The organism is Methylobacter sp. sgz302048, assembly GCF_052162025.1.
Taxonomy (GTDB): domain Bacteria; phylum Pseudomonadota; class Gammaproteobacteria; order Methylococcales; family Methylomonadaceae; genus Methylobacter.
On sequence record NZ_CP197401.1, the window covers coordinates 4,092,593 to 4,117,533 of the forward strand.

The 24,941-nt window shown below is 51.5% G+C and carries 28 protein-coding genes; 12 read left to right on the forward strand and 16 right to left on the reverse strand.

Going from position 1 to position 24,941, the window contains the following annotated elements; genetic code table 11:
- Genes pyrR through gshB form a run of 5 tightly spaced genes read right to left on the reverse strand, consistent with a single transcriptional unit; the run spans position 1 to position 3,405 of the window.
- The gene (gene pyrR, locus ACTNE6_RS18355) at positions 1-522 is read right to left on the reverse strand and encodes a bifunctional pyr operon transcriptional regulator/uracil phosphoribosyltransferase PyrR (RefSeq protein ID WP_194968097.1); all 522 of its coding nucleotides are present in this window, start codon (positions 520-522) and stop codon (positions 1-3) included.
- Positions 519-980: a Holliday junction resolvase RuvX gene (gene ruvX / locus ACTNE6_RS18360; protein ID WP_442497779.1), complete on the reverse strand. Its 462-nt coding sequence runs from the start codon at positions 978-980 to the stop codon at positions 519-521. Before ruvX ends, pyrR begins: the two co-directional genes overlap by 4 nt.
- Positions 973-1,536 (reverse strand): YqgE/AlgH family protein, encoded by a 564-nt coding sequence (locus ACTNE6_RS18365; protein ID WP_442497780.1) that lies wholly within the window; start codon positions 1,534-1,536, stop codon positions 973-975. The genes ruvX and ACTNE6_RS18365 overlap by 8 nt, the downstream gene beginning before the upstream one ends.
- A gap of 40 nt (positions 1,537-1,576) precedes the next feature.
- Positions 1,577-2,458 (reverse strand): TonB family protein, encoded by an 882-nt coding sequence (locus ACTNE6_RS18370; protein WP_442497781.1) that lies wholly within the window; start codon positions 2,456-2,458, stop codon positions 1,577-1,579.
- Entirely contained in the window at positions 2,455-3,405 is a 951-nt protein-coding gene (gene gshB / locus ACTNE6_RS18375) for a glutathione synthase (RefSeq protein ID WP_442497782.1), read from the reverse strand. The genes ACTNE6_RS18370 and gshB overlap by 4 nt, the downstream gene beginning before the upstream one ends.
- A gap of 144 nt (positions 3,406-3,549) precedes the next feature.
- Between gshB and rpmB the strand changes: the two genes are divergently transcribed.
- Both rpmB and rpmG read left to right on the forward strand, forming a co-directional pair.
- A complete protein-coding gene (gene rpmB, locus ACTNE6_RS18380) occupies positions 3,550-3,786 on the forward strand; it encodes a 50S ribosomal protein L28 (protein WP_194968092.1) in 237 nt (78 codons plus the stop codon).
- An 11-nt stretch (positions 3,787-3,797) separates the two neighbouring features.
- Complete coding sequence (rpmG, locus tag ACTNE6_RS18385; protein ID WP_005370539.1) at positions 3,798-3,953, forward strand: 50S ribosomal protein L33; 156 nt, start codon at positions 3,798-3,800, stop codon at positions 3,951-3,953.
- 72 nt (positions 3,954-4,025) lie between these two features.
- On the opposite strand, the gene ACTNE6_RS18390 is transcribed toward rpmG, so the two are convergent.
- Positions 4,026-5,420, reverse strand: a complete 1,395-nt coding sequence (locus ACTNE6_RS18390; protein ID WP_442497783.1) for a cyclic nucleotide-binding domain-containing protein — start codon at positions 5,418-5,420, stop codon at positions 4,026-4,028.
- A gap of 247 nt (positions 5,421-5,667) precedes the next feature.
- Between ACTNE6_RS18390 and ACTNE6_RS18395 the strand changes: the two genes are divergently transcribed.
- The 7 genes from ACTNE6_RS18395 (at position 5,668) to ACTNE6_RS18425 (ending at position 14,995) form a co-directional block, all read left to right on the forward strand.
- The gene (locus ACTNE6_RS18395; protein ID WP_442499717.1) at positions 5,668-7,032 is read left to right on the forward strand and encodes a DegQ family serine endoprotease; all 1,365 of its coding nucleotides are present in this window, start codon (positions 5,668-5,670) and stop codon (positions 7,030-7,032) included.
- A gap of 105 nt (positions 7,033-7,137) precedes the next feature.
- The gene (gene moaB / locus ACTNE6_RS18400; protein WP_442497784.1) at positions 7,138-7,659 is read left to right on the forward strand and encodes a molybdenum cofactor biosynthesis protein B; all 522 of its coding nucleotides are present in this window, start codon (positions 7,138-7,140) and stop codon (positions 7,657-7,659) included.
- A 1-nt stretch (position 7,660) separates the two neighbouring features.
- A complete protein-coding gene (locus ACTNE6_RS18405) occupies positions 7,661-8,029 on the forward strand; it encodes a DUF423 domain-containing protein (RefSeq protein ID WP_194968089.1) in 369 nt (122 codons plus the stop codon).
- Between the two features lie 30 nt (positions 8,030-8,059).
- Positions 8,060-10,711 (forward strand): aminopeptidase N, encoded by a 2,652-nt coding sequence (pepN, locus tag ACTNE6_RS18410; protein WP_442497785.1) that lies wholly within the window; start codon positions 8,060-8,062, stop codon positions 10,709-10,711.
- Positions 10,712-10,789: 78 nt separating this feature from the next.
- Positions 10,790-11,284 carry a PaaI family thioesterase gene (locus ACTNE6_RS18415; protein ID WP_442497786.1) on the forward strand — a complete coding sequence of 165 codons (495 nt, stop codon included), beginning with the start codon at positions 10,790-10,792 and terminating at the stop codon, positions 11,282-11,284.
- 131 nt (positions 11,285-11,415) lie between these two features.
- Positions 11,416-14,079 carry a UPF0182 family protein gene (locus tag ACTNE6_RS18420; RefSeq protein WP_442497787.1) on the forward strand — a complete coding sequence of 888 codons (2,664 nt, stop codon included), beginning with the start codon at positions 11,416-11,418 and terminating at the stop codon, positions 14,077-14,079.
- Between the two features lie 91 nt (positions 14,080-14,170).
- Entirely contained in the window at positions 14,171-14,995 is an 825-nt protein-coding gene (locus ACTNE6_RS18425) for a hypothetical protein (RefSeq protein WP_442497788.1), read from the forward strand.
- A 54-nt stretch (positions 14,996-15,049) separates the two neighbouring features.
- Here ACTNE6_RS18425 and ACTNE6_RS18430 read toward each other — a convergent pair whose 3' ends face one another.
- The 4 genes from ACTNE6_RS18430 to ACTNE6_RS18445 form a co-directional block, all read right to left on the reverse strand.
- On the reverse strand, positions 15,050-15,409 hold the full coding sequence (locus ACTNE6_RS18430) for a SirB2 family protein (protein ID WP_442497789.1): 360 nt from the start codon (positions 15,407-15,409) through the stop codon (positions 15,050-15,052).
- A 359-nt stretch (positions 15,410-15,768) separates the two neighbouring features.
- A complete protein-coding gene (locus ACTNE6_RS18435) occupies positions 15,769-16,104 on the reverse strand; it encodes a Spy/CpxP family protein refolding chaperone (RefSeq protein ID WP_442497790.1) in 336 nt (111 codons plus the stop codon).
- A 120-nt stretch (positions 16,105-16,224) separates the two neighbouring features.
- On the reverse strand, positions 16,225-16,911 hold the full coding sequence (locus ACTNE6_RS18440) for a response regulator (protein ID WP_442497791.1): 687 nt from the start codon (positions 16,909-16,911) through the stop codon (positions 16,225-16,227).
- Positions 16,908-18,350: an ATP-binding protein gene (locus ACTNE6_RS18445; protein WP_442497792.1), complete on the reverse strand. Its 1,443-nt coding sequence runs from the start codon at positions 18,348-18,350 to the stop codon at positions 16,908-16,910. The genes ACTNE6_RS18440 and ACTNE6_RS18445 overlap by 4 nt, the downstream gene beginning before the upstream one ends.
- 79 nt (positions 18,351-18,429) lie before the next feature.
- Between ACTNE6_RS18445 and ACTNE6_RS18450 the strand changes: the two genes are divergently transcribed.
- The 3 genes from ACTNE6_RS18450 (at position 18,430) to ACTNE6_RS18460 (ending at position 20,298) form a co-directional block, all read left to right on the forward strand.
- The gene (locus ACTNE6_RS18450) at positions 18,430-18,738 is read left to right on the forward strand and encodes a DUF4405 domain-containing protein (RefSeq protein WP_442497793.1); all 309 of its coding nucleotides are present in this window, start codon (positions 18,430-18,432) and stop codon (positions 18,736-18,738) included.
- A gap of 89 nt (positions 18,739-18,827) precedes the next feature.
- A complete protein-coding gene (locus tag ACTNE6_RS18455) occupies positions 18,828-19,022 on the forward strand; it encodes a hypothetical protein (protein ID WP_442497794.1) in 195 nt (64 codons plus the stop codon).
- Positions 19,023-19,122: 100 nt separating this feature from the next.
- The gene (locus ACTNE6_RS18460) at positions 19,123-20,298 is read left to right on the forward strand and encodes a M20 aminoacylase family protein (protein ID WP_442497795.1); all 1,176 of its coding nucleotides are present in this window, start codon (positions 19,123-19,125) and stop codon (positions 20,296-20,298) included.
- A gap of 66 nt (positions 20,299-20,364) precedes the next feature.
- Here ACTNE6_RS18460 and ACTNE6_RS18465 read toward each other — a convergent pair whose 3' ends face one another.
- The 6 genes from ACTNE6_RS18465 to ACTNE6_RS18490 all read right to left on the reverse strand — a co-directional run bounded on the left by ACTNE6_RS18465 (position 20,365) and on the right by ACTNE6_RS18490 (position 24,696).
- Positions 20,365-21,276 (reverse strand): CsgG/HfaB family protein, encoded by a 912-nt coding sequence (locus tag ACTNE6_RS18465; RefSeq protein ID WP_442497796.1) that lies wholly within the window; start codon positions 21,274-21,276, stop codon positions 20,365-20,367.
- Between the two features lie 38 nt (positions 21,277-21,314).
- Entirely contained in the window at positions 21,315-21,776 is a 462-nt protein-coding gene (locus tag ACTNE6_RS18470; protein ID WP_442497797.1) for a curli assembly protein CsgF, read from the reverse strand.
- Position 21,777: 1 nt separating this feature from the next.
- Entirely contained in the window at positions 21,778-22,143 is a 366-nt protein-coding gene (locus ACTNE6_RS18475; protein ID WP_442497798.1) for a CsgE family curli-type amyloid fiber assembly protein, read from the reverse strand.
- Positions 22,140-22,505, reverse strand: a complete 366-nt coding sequence (locus tag ACTNE6_RS18480) for a hypothetical protein (protein WP_442497799.1) — start codon at positions 22,503-22,505, stop codon at positions 22,140-22,142. Before ACTNE6_RS18480 ends, ACTNE6_RS18475 begins: the two co-directional genes overlap by 4 nt.
- 88 nt (positions 22,506-22,593) lie before the next feature.
- Positions 22,594-23,934 (reverse strand): beta strand repeat-containing protein, encoded by a 1,341-nt coding sequence (locus tag ACTNE6_RS18485; RefSeq protein ID WP_442497800.1) that lies wholly within the window; start codon positions 23,932-23,934, stop codon positions 22,594-22,596.
- A 129-nt stretch (positions 23,935-24,063) separates the two neighbouring features.
- The gene (locus ACTNE6_RS18490; protein WP_442497801.1) at positions 24,064-24,696 is read right to left on the reverse strand and encodes a hypothetical protein; all 633 of its coding nucleotides are present in this window, start codon (positions 24,694-24,696) and stop codon (positions 24,064-24,066) included.
- Positions 24,697-24,941 lie beyond the last annotated feature (245 nt).

Consider the following 24,941-nt stretch of genomic DNA (forward strand, 5'->3'; position numbering starts at 1 on the left):
TTATGCCAATGCTTCCTCAATCGTTTGCACATGAATCGCCAGGGGCTCGGGGCCGGTCAGTTTGATGCGCTCATTGGCATTGAGCTTGATAACGGCGCCGGCACAATCCGGGCTCAATGGAATCTGCCGGCCGTCGCGCTGGATCAGCACGGCCAGGACTACCTGGTTAGGCCGGCCGTAGTCGAAAATTTCGTTTAATGCGGCCCGGATCGTGCGCCCGGTACAAAACACATCATCCACCAGGATAATATCGCGGCCTTCGATAGTGGGCGGCAGATGGCTCGGCTTGACGTTCGGATTGACGCCGATTTGCGAGAAATCATCGCGGTAAAACGAGATGTCCAGCAGCCCCAGCGGCTCACTCAGCCCCAGGCACTGATGCATGCGTTCGGCCACCCAAACGCCGCCGGTACGGATACCGATTATCAAGGGATTTTCAAGCCGGCGTTCGATGATGACGCTTTTCAGCTCGGCTTCCAGTTTATTCAGTAATGCGGGAATTTCCAGATTATGCGTAGTCATGTTTTATTTATAGGGTCATTGAGCCAGGTTTGCAGGATCAGCTGGGCGGCCAGCTGATCCTGCACTTCCCAGAGTTTGGTCGCATTGACGCCGACATCATCGAACAGCATCTGTTTGGCTTCGAATGTCGACAGGCTTTCATCCTGCTGGTAAACAGGCAGGAGATAACGCCCCTCCAGCTGCCGGCAGAATTTTAGCATGCGCGGCGTGACCGGATTATCCGAACCGTCAGCCTGCCTGGAGATGCCGACCACGAGCCCGGCAGGCTGCCATTGCTGAATCAGCTTGCCGATGACGTCCCAATTGGGCGCTTGATTGATGGAGCGGATGGTTTGCAGCGGGCTTGCCGTTCCCGTAGCCGTTTGCCCGACGGCGACACCGATCTTCTTATTGCCGAAGTCGAAGCCCAGATAGGTATCGGACCCCGATTTCGCTAACAGCGGGTCTTGTTTAGCCATGCCCGGCCGGCGTCGTCAGCAAATTGATGTTGATGCCGATCTGGCTGGCTGCAGCGCTCCAGCGCTGCTCGACCGGCGTGTCGAATAAGACTTCTTTGCCGCAGGGCGTGTTCAGCCAGGCATTGTCCATCATTTCGCTTTCCAGCTGGCCTTCGCCCCAACCCGCATAGCCTAAAGCGATCAGATACTGTTCAGGGCCTTTATCAGTGGCGATAGCCTCCAGAATATCGCGCGAAGTCGTCAGTGCAATGGTGTCGGATACCGCCAGGCTCGAATCCCAATTGCCGCCGGGGCTATGGATCACGAAGCCGCGCTCGATCTGCACCGGGCCACCGATAAAAACAGGCGCATCGGCCGCTGTCCCGGATGAGACATGGATTTGCATTTGCTTAAAAATCTCGCCCAGCTTCATATCCGCCGGCCGGTTGATGACGATCCCCAAAGCACCTTCTTCATTATGCTGGCACAAGTAAGTCACCGTATGAAAAAAGTTGGGATCGGCCAGATTGGGCATGGCGATAATGAATTGATTGGTTAGATAGGTTGCTCCGTTCATATGCCGTAGTATCCCGGGTTATGGTTGGCGCTGCAAATATTTATTGTGAAGTCATGCCGGATTCATCGGAGAATTTCCAGACTCTAGGAATCACCAGTACTTTGGTTTCCTTGAGCACTTCCGCCGGCAATGGCGGAAAAGGCGCACTCATTTTGACGATGTTTTTGGCGGCCTCGTCAAGCGCGGGATTGCCCGAGGACCGGTTGATGCGCATGCTGTAGATGCTGCCGTCGGCGCTGATGCCGACATCCATCGTCAACGTCGCCGAGAAATTTTTCTTGGCGGCCACTTCCGGATAGTTGAGATTGCCGGTCCGCTCCACTTTGTTTTCCCAGTCTTTCATGTATTGCATGCCGATCGCTTTGTGAGCGCTCAATTGATTGACAAACTTTATCCCTGCATTATCGGCGCTTTCCTGCTTTTGCCTTATTTCGGTGCCTAATTGGGCGATTTGCTGCTGCAGGTCTGCGGCCGACAAACGCGGGCGCGGCTGCTGTTCCTTTTCACCTTCCTCAGGCTTGCTGGCCGCAACCACTTTTTTCTCGGCGACCTTTTGAACGACCACTTTCTTCTCTGCCTTGGGCTTGCTTTCGACCTCCGCCACTTTTTTGGCGACTGGCTTGGCTTCGCTCGCACCCTGGCTGGGAAGTTGCTGCTGGGGCGGCTCGGGCTTTTTGGTTTCTTCGCCGGCGCCTATTTGATTTTCCTGCGCCAGAAATTTTGCCTCTTTTGGGGCCTTTTTCGCCGGCGCATTGACCAGAACGATATCAATGGACCGGTGCACTTTTTCCGGTTTAGGCATGTCGAAACTAATGCCTAAAATAAGGACAATGTGCACGACAGCCGCCAGAAACAGCGTTATCAATAGTGAGTCGTTATTGGACAGGGAGGGTGGAGGATCGAACATGGCTACCGCATTCATCGTTGTATCTTACCTTCAATATGATCCATCAACAGACCGGCAATATTAAGCCCAAACTGCCGGTCCAGTTCCTGCACGCAAGTTGGGCTGGTGACATTGATCTCGGTCAGCGTATCGCCGATCACATCAATGCCCGCAAAAACAAGGCCTTTTTCCCGCAGCGTCGGCCCGACCTGATTGGCAATCCACAAGTCCCTTTCCGTCAGTTTGCGCCCTTCGGCAGTGCCGCCGGCCGCCAGATTTCCGCGCGTCTCGCCCTGGGCAGGAATACGCGCCAGCGCATAAGGCACAGCTTCGCCGTTAACCAGTAGAATACGCTTATCGCCGTCTTTAATCTCCGGCAGATACTTCTGAGCCATGACATAGCGGCTGTTATAGTGCGTCATGGTTTCCAGGATCACGCTGAGATTGGGATCGTTCTGGCGCAAATGGAAAATGGACGTCCCGCCCATGCCGTCCAGCGGCTTTAAAATGATTTCTCCCTGTTCCTGCAGAAAATGCCGGATTCTGGCAGGCTCGCGCGCTACCAGCGTCGGTGCGCAGCATTGCGGAAACCAAGCCGTAAACAGCTTCTCGTTGGCATCGCGCAGCGACTGCGGCTTGTTGACGACATAAACCCCCATGTTTTCCGCGCGTTCCAATAGATAAGTCGCATAGATGTATTCCTGGTCGAAAGGCGGATCCTTGCGCATCAGGATCACGTCCAGCGCATCCAGGGCAATATCCTGCTCCGCCAGGAATTGATACCACTGCTTTTCGTCGCGCTGAACGCTCAGCGTTCGCGTTCTGGCATAAGCCCTGCCGTCTCTCAGGTACAGATCGTTGAGTTCCATGTAGTGCAGTTCCCAGCCTCTGGACTGGGCTTCAAGCAGCATGGCAAAACTGGTGTCTTTCTTTATATTGATATGGCCGATGGAATCCATGACCATGCCGAGTTTGATAGGCATGTGGGTCCTGTTGTAATTACTTGAAAAACAAATGGTGAATGGTTTTACGTCAGTCATTTTATCGATTGTTGTTTACCTTGAAAAGATTTTTTGGTATAAAGCTCGGCTAACTTTTGAATTTAAAGGCACACTAAGAGGTTAATCATGTCCAGAGTATGTCAAGTAACAGGCAAACGCCCCGTTACCGGAAATAACGTATCGCACGCCAACAACAAAACCAGAAGACGCTTCAGCCCGAACCTGCAACACCACAGATTCTGGGTAGAAAGCGAGAACCGCTGGGTTCGTCTCAGAGTTTCTGCTAAAGGCATGCGTGTCATCGATAAAAAAGGCATTGACGCTGTTCTGGCTGATTTGCGTAAACGCGGCGAAAACGCTTAAGGAGTTAGAAAATGCGCGATAAAATCAAACTGGTTTCTACCGAAGGCACTGGTCATTTCTATACCACAACCAAAAACAAACGTACAATGCCTGAAAAAATGGAGATCAAAAAATTTGATCCCGTTGTTCGCAAGCACGTTATCTATAAAGAAGCCAAAATCAAGTAATCGTTGGTTTGACAACTTCTTTCAAGTCGCCCGGCTGACCACAGCTGACCCAGCTGTGGTTTTGCTGGCGTCTCAGACGACGCCCTGATCGCCTTTGGCTTTATCCAGCATCTGCATCAGCTTTTCCGTCTGCTTCTGCAGGATATGGTATTGCCTTAACGCCTCTTCCCTCTCAACCTCCAGCTTCAGACATTTATCATTGAGCTGAAGATTTACTCTCCTGAGCGCCTCATTTTCCGACTTCATCAGTCTGAGCTGGTCTTCCAGCGGACCGCTGGCTGCAAAGGATGAGATCTGATCGGATTGTTCCTGCTTATTTTGCGGATGAGGCTCATCAACAAGATTAATCAATGTTTCAACACCATCATCTATAGCGAAATGGGCTGTTTCATGCTCCGGCTCCGACGCTTTCGCTTCCGGCCTGGATGCAGGGCCATTCATGCCGCCCTTCAGGATCAGGGCATTAAATCTGTGCCTGAGCAATAAAAAAGCAGCCGCCTCGCTGATCCTGCCGTTGTCGCAGACCACAACGACAGGCTGTTCGCGATTAAAGGTTTTAAGCTGCATCCTTAATGAGAAAAAAGGCGCGTTGATGCTGCCTGGCAAGTGCCCGGCTTTATAGTCATCCTGGGAACGAACATCGAGCAGCACGGCTCCTTGCCTCAGAACGTCCTGCATCCGTTCCTGATCAATAAATTTCAGAGAAGGCTCTCTGATCAAGGACAAAAAGTGCTGTTCATCCAGCCGCAGCAAGACCATATCCGTCAGCGCTGTTATGGTAACGTTTCTTGGCTCGCCGGAAAGCAATGCATCCTCTCCGAAAGCCTCGCCTTTGCCGAGCTGCGCCAGTTTAATATCTTTCGCATGGGACGAAGGCTTGCGCGAAACCAGGCAATGACCGCTTTTTATCAGGTAATAGTAATCACCCATATCACCCTGCCTGATAATGATTTCACCTTTTTCAAAACAGACCTCTTCCAGCGTTATCAGGATTTTCTGTAAATTGGCAGGCGGCAGGCGCTGAAAAACAGGTGACTTCAATAATGCTGTCATCCAGTCATTTGGATCGTCTTCAGGTTCTTCAATTACCATATAACTATTGTCCTCTTTGCATACCAAGGGCGTCGGATTATTAACGATATCGGCATCCAGCCGCAGAAAACGCACGGCGCCATTCGCGACGGCGTCAATTTTCCGCGGTATCTGGTGAGCCAACGCGAATCTGGCGGCTTCGCTTTCGGCGGCTATCACTTCAATAATGAGCCCTTCCGACTGAAGCGTAACCTCGCCACTTAACAGATAAATGAGACGCGGGTCCATGTCCCCTTTTTTAAATAATGTCCCGCCTCGAACTTCTTCGGTGGTTATGCTTTCGCATAAGGCATTGAATTGAGCGCCCGGCCATGTTCCCAGCGGGATCAATTTGCGAATGATCAGTCCATCTTCAGAATTGACGTCTATAGCCATCAGGATATCCTTAAGTGGGATTCATATGAAGAATAGTCCATTTTTCAAACTTGACTTGTCAGTCCTGATTTTAACAGGCAAGCAATTTCCAAAAAATGAACCGGTCCTCAAAAACCGGAAAAAGCACCTCCTGTTTTTCGCCAAAGAGCCATCGATTAATTATTATTGAACCGCTCAACCTTGTATTAAACATTTTTGGACCTATATTGTCTATGGCACACGATTAACCCATACCCGGAAATCCATGATGAATAATAAATTAGTAAAACAGTTGTTATTGATGACTCTTTTGCCTGTTTACCTGACAGCTCCATCGATCGCGCACGCTGCACTGCCGGGCTACGCAGAAGGACAACCATTACCGTCATTGGCCCCGATGCTGGAGCGCAGCATGCCGGCCGTAGTCAACATTTCTACGACCACCAACATCCAGACCAGGGAAAACCCGCTGATGCAGGATCCGTTTTTCCGCTATTTCTTCGAATTGCCTAATCAACCGCCGCGGCAGCAGCAAAAGAATAGTCTGGGTTCCGGCGTTATCATTGACAGCGAGCACGGTTATGTCCTCACCAACAACCATGTCATCGACAAAGCGGACAAGATCGTGGTGACTTTGAATGACGGCCGCCAGCTCAACGCGCAATTAGTCGGCGCAGACCCGGAAGCCGATGTCGCCGTCATCCAGATTCCGGCCGACAATTTAACGGAGCTGCCCATTGCCGATTCCAGCCAGCTCAAAGTCGGCGATTTCGTCGTGGCTATCGGCAACCCGTTCGGCTTGGGACAGACCGTCACATCGGGCATTATCAGCGCCTTGGGCCGATCAGGCCTGGGCATAGAAGGCTATGAGGACTTTATCCAGACCGACGCCTCTATCAACCCCGGCAATTCTGGCGGCGCACTGGTCAATCTGCGCGGCGAATTTATCGGCATGAACACAGCCATTCTGGCGCCTTCCGGCGGCAACGTCGGCATCGGCTTTGCGATTCCGGCCAATATGGTCATGACGATCAAGGATTCGCTGGTTAAACACGGCGAAGTCAGACGCGGCCTGCTGGGCGTAACGACCCAGGATCTGAGCGGGGACCTGGTCAAGGCGTTTAATCTTGAAAGCAAAAACGGCGCCGTGGTCAGCCGGGTCGAAAACAATTCGCCAGCAGCCAGAGCGGGCCTCGAGCCGGGCGATATTATCGTGTCAGTCAATGGCCGATCCGTTAAAAACAGCCATGACATCCGCAACATCATCGGCCTGATGCAAATTGGCGACAATGTAGACATACAATATTTCCGAGGCAGCGAGAAAAGGGAAACGACGGCCACGATCGGCAAGCCGCAAAGACCGCAATTGGCGGGCAATAAACTGCATCCGGCCCTGCAGGGCACGATATTAAGCGCCACGCAAAAGGATCAGGTCGAGGGGGTTTTAATCGAAAAGATCGACACATCGTCAAAAGCATGGCGCGTAGGCTTGCGTCCCGGCGATGTGATTGTGACGGCGAACCGCTACCGCATTCATAATCTTGACGAGTTTAACCAGGTCATTGATCCGAGAGGTCCGCTGCTGATTAATATTCAGCGCGGACAGGAAGCATTCTTCCTGGTATTGCAGTAATATAAGACCAAAGTCTAATTGAGGGCGGCCGACAGGCCGCCCTTTTTACCACGCGCAAAAGCGCTGCCTGAGCGGCTAAACGGCCGCTTCTGCCTTTTTTAAACTATGACAGCTGAAAAACACTTTATACCGTTGAATATTGCCGTACTGACGGTCTCTGACACCCGCACCGACAGCAATGACCTATCCGGCAAAACGCTGGTGGAACGCGCCCAGGAAGCAGGGCACCAGGTTATTGAAAAGAAAATAGTCCCTGACAATATCTATCAAATCCGGGCCGCTGTTTCGGCATGGATTGCCGATGACGACATTAATGTCGTCCTGACCACGGGCGGCACCGGCGTGACGGGCCGGGACGGCACGCCGGAAGCGGTACAGCCTTTGCTGGACAAGGTTCTGGACGGTTTCGGCGAAATCTTCAGGATGCTGTCGTATCAGGACATTAAAACGTCGACGATCCAGTCCAGAGCAATTGCCGGCGTCGCCAATGCCACCTATGTCTTTTGCCTGCCCGGCTCATCGGGCGCCTGCCGTACGGCCTGGGATGATTTAATCAAGGAGCAGCTTGATTTCCGCACCCGCCCGTGCAATCTCGTACAACTCATACCCAGACTGCTGGAAAAATAATATGAACTCACTGTTTCTGTGCCTTGGCGCGCTCAGCGCCTTTCTGGGCGTCAGCATGGGCGCATTCGGCGCTCACGCCTTAAAAAACGTCCTGAGCCCCGAGATGCTGGAAGTCTACAAAACCGCGGTCAGCTATCAGATGTGGCACGCGCTGGGCCTGGTCGCCATCGCCTTCATACCGAGTGCGTCGGCGCTGGTGCACTGGGCCGGCTGGCTCATGTTCGCCGGCATACTGCTGTTTTCCGGCAGCCTGTATCTGCTGACGATCCTGAATCTGAAATGGTTGGGCATGATTACGCCGATAGGCGGCGTTGCTTTTTTAAGCGCATGGTTACTTATCGCCATTTTTGCTGTCAAAACCCAATCCTGACCTTAATCAATAAACATTCCCGAAAATACTATGCGTGATGCCAATCCACAAACCATCTATTTAAAAGATTACACTGTCCCTGACTACCTGATCGACAGCGTTGAATTGAATTTCACGCTCGATGACGAGAACACCCAAGTCATCTCCCGGCTTACCATGCGCCGCAATCCGGCCAGCCAATCCGCCGGCAAATCGCTGACTTTATCCGGCGAAAACCTGAAACTTCTGCGCGTCAACCTGAATGACGGCGATGATTTAACCGCAGTTGACTACCAGCAAACGGCCGATTCCCTGGTCATCCATGAAGTACCGCAAGATCAACGCTTTGTGCTGACCATCGAAAACCTGATCAATCCGAAAGCCAATACCGCTTTAGAAGGCTTGTATCTTTCCAACGGCATGCTGTGCACGCAATGCGAAGCGGAAGGCTTCAGGAAAATCACCTACTATCTCGACCGCCCCGACGTCATGGCGCGGTTCAGGACCACCATCATCGCCGACAAAAACCGCTATCCGGTACTGCTGTCGAACGGCAATAAAGTCGGTCATGGCGAACTGTCCGAAAATCGTCATTGGGTCACCTGGGAAGACCCGTTCGACAAGCCCTGCTATTTATTCGCGCTGGTCGCCGGCCAGCTGCACTGCGTCGAAGGCAACTTCACCACGCAATCAGGCCGGAACATCAGCCTGCAAGTCTTCGTCGAGCCGCATGACCTGGACAAATGCGACCACGCGCTGCAGTCCCTGAAAAACGCGATGCGCTGGGATGAGGAAGTCTATGGCCGCGAGTATGATCTGGATCTGTACATGATCGTTGCGGTCAGCCACTTCAACATGGGCGCGATGGAAAACAAGGGGCTCAACGTCTTCAACACCAAATATGTGCTGGCGCGCCCGGACACGGCCACCGATTCCGATTACGAGCACATCGAAGGCGTCATCGGCCATGAATATTTCCACAACTGGACCGGCAACCGCATCACCTGTCGCGACTGGTTCCAGCTCAGCCTGAAGGAAGGCTTCACCGTATTCCGCGACCAGGAATTTACCGGCGACCGGACCTCCAAGGCCGTCAAGCGCATTGAAGACGTCAACATGCTGCGCACGCGCCAGTTTGCCGAGGATGCAGGCCCGCTGGCGCACCCGATCCGGCCTGACTCCTATATGGAAATCAACAATTTCTATACCCTGACCGTGTACGAAAAAGGCGCCGAAGTCGTGCGCATGATTCACATCTTGCTGGGCGCCGAAGGCTTCAGAAAAGGCAGCGATCTGTATTTTCAACGCCATGACGGCCAGGCCGTCACTTGCGACGATTTCGTCAAGGCCATGGAAGACGCCAACGGTGCCGACCTGGCCCAGTTCCGGCGCTGGTACTCCCAGGCCGGCACGCCGGTATTGACGGTCCGGCAGCACTATGAGCCGACCGGGCAAACGCTGACCTTGACCATCGCCCAAAGCTGCCCGCCGACGCCGGGCCAGCCCGTCAAAGAACCGCTGCATATTCCCGTCAAAGTCGGGCTGATCAACCGCGACGGCTCTGTTGCTTCATGCAAACTGAAAGACAGCGATCAAGCCAGCGATGAAGTGACCTTATCTGTCACCGAAGCAGAACAGTCGTTTACATTCGAGGACCTGACGCAGCAACCTGTCGTCTCCTTGCTGAGAGGCTTTTCGGCGCCGGTCAAGCTGGCCATGGATTACAGTCTTGAAGAACTGGCGTTTTTATTGAGCCATGACAGCGACACCTTCAATCGTTGGGAAGCCGGGCAACAACTGGCCGGCGCCATTATCATGCGACTCATCGAAGACTGCCGAAACGGCTGGAACATGCAGCTTGACCCGATTATCGTCGAGGCTTTCAGAAAAGTGCTGGAGCAGCCCTGGGATGATCTGTCCTATTTCTCCCTGTTGCTGGACCTGCCGTCGGAGACTTATCTGGCCGAGCAGATGCAGGTGGTCGATGTGGAAACCATCCACAAGGCGCGGGAATTCGTTAAACGGACGCTGGCTCAGCAGTTGCAGCCGCAGTTCCAGGTGTTATACCAGACCAATCATCGTGACGAGTCAGGCCAGTTCGATGCCGGCGCCATAGGCCGCAGGCGCATCAAAAACACCTGCCTGAGCTACTTGAGCAAGCTTGAAAATGCGGACATTCAAAACTGGGCCGAGCAGCAGTTCAAGACGGCCCGCAACATGACCGACCAGATGGCCGCCTTAACAGCCATCGTCAACAACCCGCACCCGGCCACCCGGCAGTGCCTGACGGATTTTTACCAACAATGGCGGAATGAGGCGCTGGTGATTGATAAATGGTTCGCCCTGCAGGCATCCAGTCCGATGCCCGGCACGTTTGCCACGGTCCAGGCTTTGATGGCCCATGACGCTTTTGATCTGAAAAATCCGAACCGCGTCAGATCCCTGATCGGCGCCTTCAGCCAGGCCAATCAGCTGCATTTTCATGCCGCCAACGGCCAGGGCTATCAATTCCTGGCCGATCAGATCATCGCGCTGAACACGATCAACCCGCAGGTCGCATCGCGCATGCTCAGCGCCTTAACGCAATGGCGGCGCTATGACGAAAGCCGGCAGGCGCTCATGAAAGCGCAGCTCGAAAGAATCATGGGCACCGTAAACATCTCCAAGGATGTTTACGAAGTAGCGAGCAAAAGCCTGGCTTAACCAGCTCCACGACCAAGAGCGCGAACCTCATAGGCTCGCGCTCTCCACCGCCGAAAAAATTCTTTCTGAAATTCCCCAATGAACCTGCGCCGTCTTATCTGGAACAGCCGCTGGCTGACCGACAAGCAACGCATAAAATGGTATCCGGCCTTCTGGTTGATGCGCCTGAAAGTGCTGGAAATTTCACCGGATTGGCGTACGGTAAGAATCCTGCTGCGGCACAGTTGGATCGCGACCAATACTGGCGGCAGCCTGTTTGGCGGTTTCCAAGCCTGCCTGGCCGATCCGATTGCCGCCATGTGCTGCGTCAAGGTGTTTCCCGGCTATTCTGTCTGGGCCCGCTCCCTGCATCTGGACTTCAGGCATGGAGGGCGCACCGACCTGGAACTACGCTTCACCCTGTCCGCCGACCAGGAGCAGCAAATCCGCGAGGAGCTTGAACGCAAAAGCCGCAGCACGCCTGAGTTTACCTATGCTTTTTATCAAAGCGACGGGACTTTGTGCACGGAAGTCAAGGCCCGCATTGCCATCAGGCCCAAAGGCTACCAAGCCTCGAAGAGGAGCAATAAATAAGCGTCTGAATCGCTACGAACCTCTATTGGGTGCTAGAATAAAGTCATTCATGCAGACATTAAGCAAATAATGGCCGATGCCTGCAAATTAAGCATTGTCAAAAGCATAATCTATAAAAAAAAGAGGACACTATGCGGAATTGGAAGCTTTTACTCGCCTCGATAGGAGTGATCCTGGTCGTCGCAGGCATTGTGTATGCCGCCTTTTATTTCATCTTTCTCGATCTGATCGTCGATTTCTGGTGGTTTCGGGAATTAAAATTCGAGGCCTACTTCTGGTTAAGGCTGCTCTATAAATTCTTTCTGTCCGGCGGCGTTACGCTGGTTTTCTTTGCGATTTTCTTTTTTCACTTCTGGATTGCCTCGCGTTACCTGGGCCTGAATCCGCCCGACGAGGTTTTTAATAATATAGACAAAAGCCGCCGCTTTCAGCGCTTCGCCGACATGTTCATGAGCGGCTCGATGAGAATCTATACATTGATCTCACTGTTGCTGGCCATTCTTATTGCGATACCGTTCTATCAGCAGTGGGAAACCGCATTACTGTATTTTTTCGGTAGTGATTCAGGCGTAACCGAGCCGGTCTACGGCAACGATGTCAGCTTTTACATGCTGTCCTATCCGATTTATATCCTGATCCAGAAGGAATTGCTGCTAACGGCCATTTTACTGTTTTTCTCGGTCGGAGCGCTGTATTGGCTCGAGCATGTGTTTGTGCCTGATCAGAGCAAGGAATTCCCGCTTGGTGCGAAGATTCACTTAGGCGTTCTGATCGGTTTCGTCGTGTTGTTCGTCATTTGGGGCTTCATGCTGGAGCGGTTTTCGCTGCTTTACAATACATCGCACGAGCCTGTGTTCTATGGTCCCGGCTTTGTAGAAATCCGTTACCGGTTGCCCTTCATCTGGCTCAGCATCATCACTTTTCTGGCAACAGCCATTACGGCCAGCCTGTTTATTTTCTCGGAAAAACATCGCATTAAAACGCCGTTCCTGATCTCGCTCGGCGCGTTTCTGTTGGTTATGTTCATTCCAACCATTGATTCGATCCCGGCCGCCATACAAAAATTCATTGTCAATCCGAATCCGGTCAGGACTGAAAAAACGTTCATGCAGAACAACATTGAAGCGACGCTGGACGCGTATGATTTAAAACGTATCAATGTCGTTGAACTGCCGATTAAGCTTGATGCCACGGATGACATTAATGCCTGGAGCACGCAGAAATTCTTCGAGAATATTCCGGTCTGGGACCGAGAACTGCTGATAGACGGCTACCGCCAGTTGCAGGGCATCCGGCCTTATTACAGCTTTCCGCATGTCGATGAAGACCGCTATTTCATCCTGGACCATACCCGCCAGGTCAATCTGGCGGCCCGCGAGCTCAACTTTTCCAAGCTACCGGAATCTGCACAAACGTGGGAAAACATGCACCTGCGCTATACGCACGGCTATGGCGCCGTCGTTTCGCCGGCCGCACAGGATGCAGGTAAGCCACTGGTCTGGTATTTGCGCGACTTGAACATGTATTCGCCGGTCGGCTTAAGCGTCAAATACCCGGATATTTACTATGGCCAGGAAGACTACACTTATGCCGTCATACCTAACAGACTGAACGTTGTCGGCATTTCCGGCTCGCTGACTGATCCGGGAGTGGAAGCTGAATATAAAGGCAAAGGCGGCATTCCGATCCCGTCGCTTTTCAGAAAAGCATTATTCGCCTTTTATTTCAAAGACGAAAAAATATTCTTCTCTACCAATATTACCGACCAGAGCAAGCTTCTGATACGCCGCAATATCGTGGAGCGTATCCGCAAGCTGACGCCGTTCCTGCATCTGGACAAGGATCCTTATCTGGTGATCGGCAAAGATCGTTTTTTCTGGATACAGGACGCCTATACCTTATCAAAGTCGTATCCGGTTTCCAAACCGGCGGCCGATGATTTTCTAAACGACCCACAAGACTTCAACTATATCCGCAACTCGGTCAAGATCGTCGTCGACGCCCTTGACGGCGAAGTGGCTTATTACGTTTCCGATCCATCGGATGCGCTCATTCGCGCCTACAGCAACGCTTATCCGAGTGTGTTTAAGAATATCGAGGAGATGCCGGCTGAATTACGCACCCATTTGCGTTATCCGCGCGATCTGTACTACGCGCAGATGAAAATTTTTGCCCGATATCACCAGCGCAGCCCGGAGCTGTTCTACGAGCAAGCCGAAACCTGGCAATTTGCCAATGTGCGTGAAGAACCGGTCATGCCGTACTATCAGACCATGGATTTCGGCTACTGCAACCATAAGGAAGAATTGGTCCTGATCAACCCGATGACGCCTGTCAACAGAACCAATCTGAGCATGATCGGGGTTGCCAGCATACTGGATAAAGCCGGCTGCGGCCTGGACTATAAGCCTAACATTACCGTCTTCAAGTTCCTGAAAGACATCCAGGTTAACGGTCCTGCACAGGTTGAAGCCTTGATTTCCCAAAATCCGGACATTGCCGCACAGTTCACGTTATGGGATCAGCGGGGTTCACAAATTGCCTTGGGCCGCATGGTGATTCTGCCGATGGGCAATACCGTGCTGTATGTCGAACCGGTATATATGTTGTCTACCCGAAACAGAATTCCGGAATTGGCCCGCGTTATCGTTTCAATCGGCAACCATACCGTCATGGATACGACCTTATGGGGCGCCTTCAGCCGCCTGAAAAATCTCTACTATAAGGAAGCCAGCGAAGTCGGCGGCACCGGTACAGCCAAGCCGCCGGAACGAGCGCCGACCACGGCGCCGTAGCAGGCGCTCAGCTTTGGAAGGGCTTTAGTTACGGCTAAAGCCCTTCCCCACTGCTGGCTATCTATCCTTAGCCGCCCCAAGACTCCGCTTTATGAATCAAGCCAACCAATACAAAACTTTTATCTACACCGCTCTGCCCTGCGAAGCGAAACCGCTGACCGCCCATTTTAAACTGAAGAAAGATACGGCTGTTGAGCCGTTTGCCGTGTATCTGAACCAGGACATCTGCCTGACTGTGACCGGCCCCGGCAAAAGCGCCATGGCAGCCGGCGTGGCCTACACGCAAGCCTTGTTGGCCTCGGCAGAAAATCCGGTTATGCTCAATATCGGCATCGCCGGACATAGAGACCATGCCTTAGGGACGCTGCGTCTAATTGACAAAATCATCGATCTCGACAGCGGAAAGCATTATTACCCGCCGTTAGTGTGTAATCAGCATTGCCTCACCGATAACTTGCAAACCGCTTCAAGGCCACAACTTCAGTACGACCTTCCACACCTGTACGACATGGAAGCCTCGGCATTTTACGAGACCGCAACGCGTTTTTCCTGTGCGGAATTGACTCAGTGCCTGAAAGTGGTCTCGGACAACAAACAAATGCCAGCGGAAAACATTGAGCCTAAGCAGGTTTCGGCCTTGATAGCGGCCCATATTCCGGCTGTTGAAGCCTTGCTGACCGACATGAGCGCCCTGGCCAAGCTGATCACATCAGCCGAACCGCACCTGTTCAGCCAATTGGTTCAACAATACCACTTCACCGCCAGCGAGCGTGTCCAGCTAAAAAACCTGCTATGCCGTTGGGATGTATTGACGGATCATCGAGAACTGGCGTTTGACGGAACCGACCTAAAGCGCGGGAAGGATGTTTTGCGCTGGCTGGATCAACAGATCGGCAAAATAGATTTTTGTTTATAAACAAGGGCAGGAAGAAAAATATAAAACTTCGTGCCCTTCGTGATTTTTATGGGCTTATAAAAAGAACCACGCATCCTTGGTCACTGCGACCATGCCGATATAGGCAAAGCAGACCAGCGCGCCGGTAAACGCCAGCCAACGGGTAGTGCCCTGATTATGCAGTACCATTATGCCTAAACCGATATAGCCTAACAGGCCTATTAGCTTGCCGATAATCCAGCCGTACTCCATTGACAGCCATGATCCTTGAAAAACCAGAATGATACCGCTGAGCAACAATATTGTATTGATGACATGGGGGCCAATATTAAAGGCTTTCTGTTTCAGCATTTCGGGATTGACTTCTGACAGCACGACTCTGCCGATAAAACTGAAAAGCGACAGCGCCACAAAGGCAAGGTGAATTGTTTTCATTATAAATATCCTCAGGTAGTAGTTGGAGCTGCCGCTCCGCTTAATCTTCAGGCTGAGAAACAAGCCTGCTCATGCGCGGCATTGTAAGCGATGATGCCCGCGCAAAATAGCTGAATTTTACTGAGGAATTGATCTTGACGGATCGCCCGCGGACGAGGAATGCCGCTGTCATGCTCAACGCCGGCAACCTTAAGCGCGGACGGCCGCACCGTGGAAGCAAGACCTGTTTGCCGATCAAATCTATAAAACAGGCTGCCTGTATGCCTGGCAATAGAATATGCCGGTCATGCGCAGTATTTAACATCGGGAAAACTGATCCTTCCCTGGATCAAGAATGAGTTAGATTGTCCTTGCAGGCATTACTTCTGTTTTTCCATGCCTCTCTTGCTTTTCCATTGTTCGTGATGGCGTTTTTTGATTTCATCCATCTTTTGCATTTGTTCAGGCGTCAGGATTTCTTTCAGGCGCGTGCGGGTTTCTTCATGAAGGCTTTTATATTTCTCATGCTGTTCCTTGAATAAGGCATCCATTTTGGTTTTTTGCTCTTCATTTAAATTCAGCTCCTTGGCCATACGCTCCATTTTCTCGCCGTGCCGATATCCGCCTTCAAAACCCTCTTTTTCGGCGCCGGCCCCAGCCGATGCGGAGAAAGGAAGAGCCAGGGCTATTGCGATCGTTATGATTTTCTTGTTCATAGTTATTCTCTCATTTCTGTAAGGTTATGGTATTCGAACGGTACATCTTCGTTCTTGGGTCTTACTATATCGATAAAAAAGGCAAGTAATTTGCAACGATTGTGTAAAAAATAAGGAATTTTAATCGCCGTTGTTGCTTGGCATCTCATAGCGATAACCGGCGCCGTAAACCGAATGGATCAATTCCTGGCCGGGCAACAGATCGGCCAGTTTTTTGCGCAATTTTTTAATATGGCTGTCAATGGTCCGGTCGGATACGATGCGCTGATCCTGATACATCAGGTCCATGAGCCTGGCGCGGGAAAAAATGCGCCCCGGCTGCTGGTACATCGTTTGCAGCAACTGGAATTCGACCGCGGTTAATTCCGTTTCCAGTTTGCCGACCGATATTCTGAAACTCTGCGGGTCCAGCTTTAACATATTAGAGACCGGCTCCATTGCCAAAGGTTGCATCCTTCGCAATACGGCTTTGACGCGCGCGGTCATCTCACGCGGACTGAACGGCTTGCAGATATAGTCGTCGGCCCCGAGTTCCAGTCCCAGAAGGCGGTCGACTTCCTCTATGCGCGCGGTCACCATGATGATCGGCACGGTGCTGAACCGGCGGATATCCCGGCACAGGTCCAGGCCGTCGCGGCCCGGCAGCATCAGATCCAGCAGTATCAGGTCTGCCGCGTTTTCCTTCAGCCACGGCACGACGGCCAGCCCATCGGCCAGGCAGAATGTTTCAAAGCCGGCATTATGCAGATAGTCGGCTTCCAGACGCGCCAGTTTTTCTTCGTCTTCTACAATCAGGATACGGTTCATGACTCAATCGGTAGTTCAATATGAATGGCAAGGCCGCCCAACTGCGAGGCTTGCGCCTTTATCGTGCCGTTATGGGCCTGCACGATATTGCTGCAAATCGCCAGCCCCAACCCTGCGCCGCCATGATGCCGGCTGCGCGAGCTTTCCACGCGATAAAAGCGGTCAAACAGGCGCGGCAGTTCCTGCTCCGTCACGCCCGGCCCGCTGTCGGCAAAAACCATGATCAGCCTGTTCCCCTGCCGGGAAACGGTAATAGCGAGCTGGCCGCTGCGGTCCGTATAGTTAAGACTGTTGTTAAGCAGGTTCCGGTAGAGCTGCGACAGGCGGTCCGGGTCGGCGTGAATTTTGGCGGCAGCCGCCAGCTTGTCCGCCAGATGCACGCGGAGCTGCTTGCTGTCGAATTCAGGCGCCAGCGCGGCAAGATCCTGTTTCAAGACCGCGACCGGATCGACCAGCGTTTTACGATAACTCAATGCGCCCTGATCGGACAACGACAGTTGATACAGATCGTCAGTCAGGCGATGCAGCCGCATGACATCGTTCATCAGCGAATCGACGGCATTCCGCGTCAACGGCCTGATGCCGTCCTGCAGCGCTTCCAGCTCGCCGCGCAAAACAGCCAGCGGCGTACGCAACTCGTGCGAAATATCGGCCACCCAGCGCCGCCGCGTCTGCTCCGATTGCTCCAGCGCCGCCGCCATCTCGTTAAAGTCCCGCGCCAGTTGGCCCAGCTCATCGCTAGACTCGACCGGCAGGCGCGTATCATAACTGCCTACCGCCAGCGCCTTGGCCGCGGCCGTAATGCGCTTGAGCGGACGCCCCAGTGTGTAAGCCAACAGCAAGGCCAGTCCTGCCGACAGCAACACCATAAATACGGCAATCCAGATAAAGGCCTGCGACTGGCGCTCCATAAACTGCAGCTCCAGCGGTTGATTGACTGGCTTGCCCGGCAGCACGCCCAGAAAGCCGACCGTCTGCTGCTGATAGCGTATGGGATAGAGAGTCAACTGCTGCAACGATTCCCGGCGGCCGAAGATGATCGATTTGTCGGCGCGCAACAGCATCACGCTCAGTTCCAGCGGCTTGAAGCGCCAGCGGGCTTGCGGTTCGGGCAACGCCGGCGGCCAGACGTCGGGCGGCTCGCTCAATGCCTGCTTGAACCACTGCGCCGGCCGGTAATGCCGATACTCGTTGGCCTGCCATAACAGCTCCATCCACTTCCGCTTGTTGCCGGTCAATGCGAGCCAATCCTGATCGCCGGCATAGTATTCGCTCAGGCCCTCGACCAGCGCGCCGATGCGTTCCTGCTGGCGTTTTTCGATGAACGCGTTAAACCCGCGATCCAGCGACCAGCGCATGAACACATACATGCCCGAAACGATAAGGCTCGTCGTCAGCAAAAATGTCAGAAAGAGTTTGAACCGGATTGATTTATGCACAAAGATACCCGTTAAGCTGTTGCCGTATTATTGTCAGCGAATGTGCAAAAATTATGAACCACTCTGCATGGAGGTCTCAGTGAAAGCCACGTTGAATTTTATAATTGATGTCATCGCGTTTATCGGGTTTCTTTTTCTGACTGTGACCGGCGTGCTGATGCGCTATATCCTGCCGCCGGGCAGTGGCCGTTTTTCGAGCCTATGGGGCTTGAACCGGCATGAATGGGGAACGATACATTTCTGGATATCGGCGGCTTTCCTTGGCGTGCTTGCCGTTCACCTGCTGCTGCACTGGCGCTGGATCGTTTGCACAATAACGGGCCGGCCCAGCGAAAAATCAGGGCTTAGATTAGAGCCGGGCTCGGCCTGGTTGGCCTGCTGGCGCTGATTGCGCTGGCTTTCGCGCCGATCATAACGCCTGTCGAAGTATCCGAAGATGCCCTGACCAGAGGCAAGGACATCCAGATCAGGGGATCAATGACGCTGGCAGAGCTGGAGCAGGAAACCGGCGTACCGGCCGAGCATATTCTTAAGGCGCTGAATCTGCCGGATTCAATCAGTAAAGACCAGAGACTCGGCATTCTGAAAAGGACTTACGGATTTGAAATGGGCAATGTCCGGCGCATCATCCGCGAGTATAAAGGCGAGCCTGACGATCCTGCTGAGCATTAGGCCGGATCATGCAGGTTATCGAATTTATTAGCTGCCAAGCGGCTTTCTGGCTATGATAGCTTCATCGAGCCGCCTATGAATCACGTTTAACTATTCTGCCATGCCCATACCCAGCGATATTCAACAACTCCACGACGACATGCGCCAGTGGCGCCGGCATCTGCACCAGTTTCCGGAAACCGCGTTTGAAGAAACCGCAACGGCCCAGTTCATCGCTGATAAACTGTCCGGCTTCGGTCTGGACGTGCATCAGGGACTGGGCAGAACCGGCGTAGTCGCCACCTTGTCGGCCGGAAACAGCGACAAGAAGATCGCCCTGCGCGCCGATATGGATGCGCTGTTCATACAGGAGCAGAACACGTTTGAGTACAAATCCCGCCATGAAGGCAAAATGCACGCCTGCGGCCATGATGGGCATTGCGCCATGTTATTGGGTGCGGCCAGCTACTTGGCGCGTAATCGCCATTTTAACGGCACCGTGTATTTTATTTTTCAACCGGCTGAAGAAGGCCGGGCCGGCGCCAAACAAATGATTCAGGATGGCCTGTTTGAAAAATTTCCGGCCGACCGCGTATTCGGCCTGCATAATTTTCCCGACGTTCCGCTCGGCCATTTTGCCGTCAAGCAGGGGCCGATGATGGCTTCGTTCGATTGTTTCGAGATTGTCCTGACGGGCCAGGCTACCCATGCCGCGATGCCGCATTTGGGCAGTGACGCTATCGTCGCGGCCGCCCAATTGATCACCGTCTTGCAGACGATCATCAGCCGAACCGTCGATCCGGCTGAACAGGCCGTCGTCAGCATTACCCAGATCCATGCCGGCCAGACCTGGAACGCTTTGCCGGAATCGGTCATGTTGCGCGGCACGTTCCGTTGTTTCAGCGATCGTGCGCAAAAAACCATTGCCGACAAGATCCGTCAGCTAACCCACGCCCTCTGCCAGGGCTTCAATGTAACGGCAGAGATTGAATTCAATCCGGAAAATCCCGGTTATCCGATCACATTCAATACGGCAGAAGAAACACAGATGGCGCTGAACGCCGCCATTGCGGTAGTCGGAGAGGATGGCATCGACCTTCAGCCGACGCCCAGCATGGGTTCTGAGGACTTTGCCTTTATGCTGCAGGAAAAGCCGGGCTGTTATCTCTGGCTGGGCAACGGCCCCGCCGAAAACGGCTGTCTGCTCCATAACCCGCACTATGATTTTAAAGATGAGATCCTGCCGATTGGTGCAGCTTATTGGGTCAAGCTGGTTGAGACGGTATTGCCTCTATAGTTTTATTAAGGTTTTAGACTTTTGCTTTTGAGCTCAAATCACCGGGCAGGGCTAGACTTCGCCTGATCAGTCTTTTTGGGAAATGGCTTCAGGCAGTTCTTTATTTTTAGGTGTCATGTTAAGCAAGCGGCCCTGCTCATCAAATTCCGCCAGCATTTCCGAATCGCGCTGCTTCAAATAATCCTCGATTAAGGGCTTGACCAAATGCTGATCCTTAAAACTCCATAAGTTGTTGATCAGCCCTTCCATGATCATTGCATAAACACAGGCTTCTATGGTTTCCATAACTGCCATTTGCGGCGGTTCATTGCTGGTAATGCCCGCTTCGACTTCCAGCAGCCGCTTGAAAGACACATAACGAAACAAGCCGGAATCCAGTTGTATGGAGAACACGGTTTTTCTAGCATCAACATGGTTTAGTACCGAGCCGTTTTTGACAGAAACAGCTCTCAGCATGCTGGTCACCGTATCCCGCCTGAATTCCGTAGAGCCGCCCAGGCCGAAATAATGTGCACCGACTCCACCCGTCAACAGATTGGTCTCGTAGGCGACAATACCGCCTTCCAGCAGGATGGGCGCGTATAGCAGCGGCGGCAGGCTGGGATTACGCGATTCCGTCTTATTCTTGTCGCCGGAATACATTTCCCGGGTTTGATGGATGATTTTGCGCTCGTTCATCAGATCGGTCAGGCCTTCTCTTTCCAGCACGGTAAACCATTTGCCGTTGCCGGCCTCCATCAAGGCGCGTATCAACATGGACGTGGCGCCTTGCGTCACGGCCGTGGAATACTGCACTAGATTTTCGCTGCTTTTGTACTGACCGGTCTGATCGCGGAACTTATACACCGCGACGACGATGGGTTCGGCCGGCGGCGGCAATGAGCGTAGCATATCGGAAAGACCCGAGCGGTAATCAGTGGTTGCTTTGCTGGAGCTGACTGGCTGAAAAACACTGGAGCACGACGTTAAGGTTGACACGGCCAATACGCCGCACAACACTCTGCGAAAAACAGGAATCATGGATTGCTTAGGGTATTAATATAAGGAACAGTCAATACGGTATCGGAAATACCGTCAGAAATGCTAATGCTGACGCTGCCGTTGATCGGAGCCTCATCGACAATGACCGCAAAATCGCTTTGGCCGTCGCCATCCAGATCAAAATTCAGATCAGATCCCAGCTGAATATTGCCGTCCTCGTCAAACAGATTTTGCGTGGTCGTCCGTGACACTTGGTTGAGAATGGCTCGCTGTAAATTTTCTTTAAAGCGCTCCAGTTCGGATTTTTGTGGAGCCGTTGCTTTGTTGACAGCGGCAGGATCTTTGAAATTATTCTGTTCGGCGGCTTGATTCAGCAGAAAGCTTCCGTTCAGGGGATTGCCGCCAAAACTAGGGCTGACGGGACGATAAACGAGTTCCGTAGCCGATAGCGGCTTTATAAAAACAGCCAGCAGCCCAAGATAAATCCATAATCGCATACTAATATATCTCCAATCCACGCAGCGCATCCTTACGTTGCTGAATATACAATTCTAATAAAGCCCGCGCTGCCAGGGCTTTTTCTTCAATACCGTTGGGGCGGGTACCCACCCGATCCTGAAACACGATGTTGTCGTTAATTTCTACCCAAATAATATTGCCCGCGAATATATCGGGTCGCTCATAGACAGTAATCGTGCCGATATCATCAGGCACCTCCCAGCCATTGATCAACTCTTCATAAAATAAATGGCCGATACGTGACATGGTCTGGTCGACTACCAGCCCGCCCACTTCAAACTGCGGCTCGACCGCTACTGCTAGAGACGGCGGCAGCAATAAAATAGCAAAAATGTAACGTTTCACCGATTACCCTGGCGTATCACCGTATGGTTGTTGCCGCTATTTTGTCGAACTATCGCCTGGTTATTGGCGCCCGATTGCGATACGGAACTATCGTTGCAGTCGCCGTTCTGTTGAATAACGGCACTATTGTCCTGACCTGCTTGCTTTAGTGCCAAAGCGTTATTTTCACCATTTTGGCTAATATTTTTTTCATTGCGCAAGCCATGCTGCTCGATGGTTTGACGGTTATTTTTCTGCATAGCGTTACCTATCAATGGATTTGTCGGTTCAAGACAGGCTGCTTGTAATGATTTGAAATGTAATGAAATCAATACATCGACTATTATTATCAATAAACGCAAATAACAACTGCTAATATTCATGATATTACACTACAAGATAGAGAAACAGAGAGTAGCTTTATACTACTCTCTGTCTTTGCTTTAGTCGATAAAACTCAGCGTCAAATAATTACGGCGCTTGAGTTACCGTAGCAGTATTAGATGCGCCATCTTGTGTCACATTTGCAAACTGCCCACCACCGCCTTGAGTAATATAGAGCGTGTTACCGGCACCACCTAATTGTGTAGCAAACGCGGTATCACCAACGCCATTTTGAGTCACATCAACATCGTTTAACGCAAGGTCTGTTCCAATGCCGGATTGACTCACTGTTGCATCGTTATCATTGCTGTTTTGCTTGACATCAGCATCATTGTAATCGCCTGATTGATTCACACTTGCATAGTTACCATCTTGCGGTTGATCGATTGTAGCGACGTTGTTGTTGCCAGCCTGATCAACAGAAGCTGCATTGACATTGCTAGTTTGAACTTGGTTTACAGTAGCAACATTATTATCACCGTTTTGGCCAATCGTAGCGTTATTGTCATCACCAAACTGGTTTACCGTCGCGTTATTATCGTTACCTGCTTGATTTACGCCCGCGATATTGCCATCGATCCAGACATTATCACCGTTCCATTGGCTCTGATCTATAGTGGCAACGTTATTATTACCGGATTGATCGATGGTTCCTTTATCGCCAAGACCGACATAACCATCCTGCTTGATAGTAGCTTGGTTATTGTCGCCTGATTGGTTGACTGCCGCTTCGCCGGAATAATATAACTGCTGGATTGTGGCAGTGTTGGTAAAGCCGCTCTGATCAACGGTCGCCTGGTTATCCTGATATTGCGTTACAGTAGCGGTATTTTCATCGCCGCTCTGAGTTACACCAGCTTGGTTGTTGTTTCCATATTGAGTAACTGTTGCTTCATTGTTAGCAACCCAAACATTATCTGCATCCCAGTTATTTTGATCAATAGTCGCCGTGTTAACACTACCAGTCTGGTTAATGGTTGCGGAATCTTGATCGCCGTCTTGTTCAACCGTAGCAGTATTATTATCACCTGATTGAGTAACAGTTGCAGTATTATCCCAAGCTTGAGTAATACTGGAATTATTATTCGCTCCAGTTTGGTTTACCGTAGCTTCGTTACTGCCTTGGCCGAACTCTCCTTGATTGACGGCGGCATTATTGCCTGTATTACTTTGAGTTACGTTCAAAGTATTTGAGGCATTGTTTTGAGCTGTTGTTGTTGAATTAAGAGAGCCTGATTGATTAATAGTACCTCCATTGCTCGTACCATTTTGCGTAGCATTGGTAGAGTTGTCGCTACCAGTCTGACCTACTGCCAAAACGTTGGCGGAACCCGTTTGTGAAGTCGTTGCAGTGTTACCTGCAAGTGCAGCGCCAGTCACCCCATAAAGAGCGGCCATAATCGCAGCAGTTAATATACGTTGTTTCATGTGGTATCCTCTTATTTAAAAATGAATAACTAAGGCAGGAAATCCTGTCTCATTACCTGATCAGTCTGAGCTCGTAAATAAACTGATCATTGCCGCTCTGCATCCTGCTGAAGCCTTCTGCCTCAATTCCTAATACTGGGTAATGGTAATATTGCTATTGCTCCCATTAACCCCCAAGCTGTAATTCAATGCGTTGCCGTCCTGTAATACCGCTACGCTATTACGGTCGCCTTCAATTTGAATATTTGCGCTATTGCTGTCGCCTAGTTGCGTCATGCTAACCTCGTTACTGTTGCCATCAATATCTGCAACAGCACGGTTATAACTACCCGACTGTGTCGCCATTAGCTCGTTGTTATTACCGTAAATACTGCCAATGAAATCCTGCGCTATGCCGTTCTGATCAAGATTGACTTGATTGTTGTTGCCATCTAAGCTAACCAGAGCGTTGTTATCGCTTTGCCATTGATGAATAGCAATATCATTACTTTTGCCAAAATCATTTAGCTCAGCGTAATTCAGGCTTCCTGTCTGAGTAATCTCAGCCGTACCATTGCCTTCGCTTAACTGCTCGTCAAGCTCTGCATTGACCGCCACCTGCCGAATGCGCGCAATATTATTGTCACCGGATTGATTGATAGTTCCTTGATAAGCAGTCCCGACCTGTTCAATCGAAGCAAGATTGCCATCATCTGACTCGGCGTAAGTAAAGGGTATAATTCCAAAAACGCCGATTAAAATCGCTGCTACTCGGTTTTTCATGAGTATTTTTTAATCATTTATGTTTGTTAAATGTGAGTCTTCAGAAAAAGCAGCTCCAGAAGAACAGCGCGTATCAATAATTTTTAATCTTAAAAAGTGCTTAAAAGCCTTTAAATTTCGCTTAAATTCTAACGGCATTATTGTGCAGCAACAATGGCACAATAATAGCCTGCGGCTTTAAATTTGACGGGAATAAGTATTTTTACTTAATTGAAATATAAGCAGAAATACTTAGGTGGATTTAT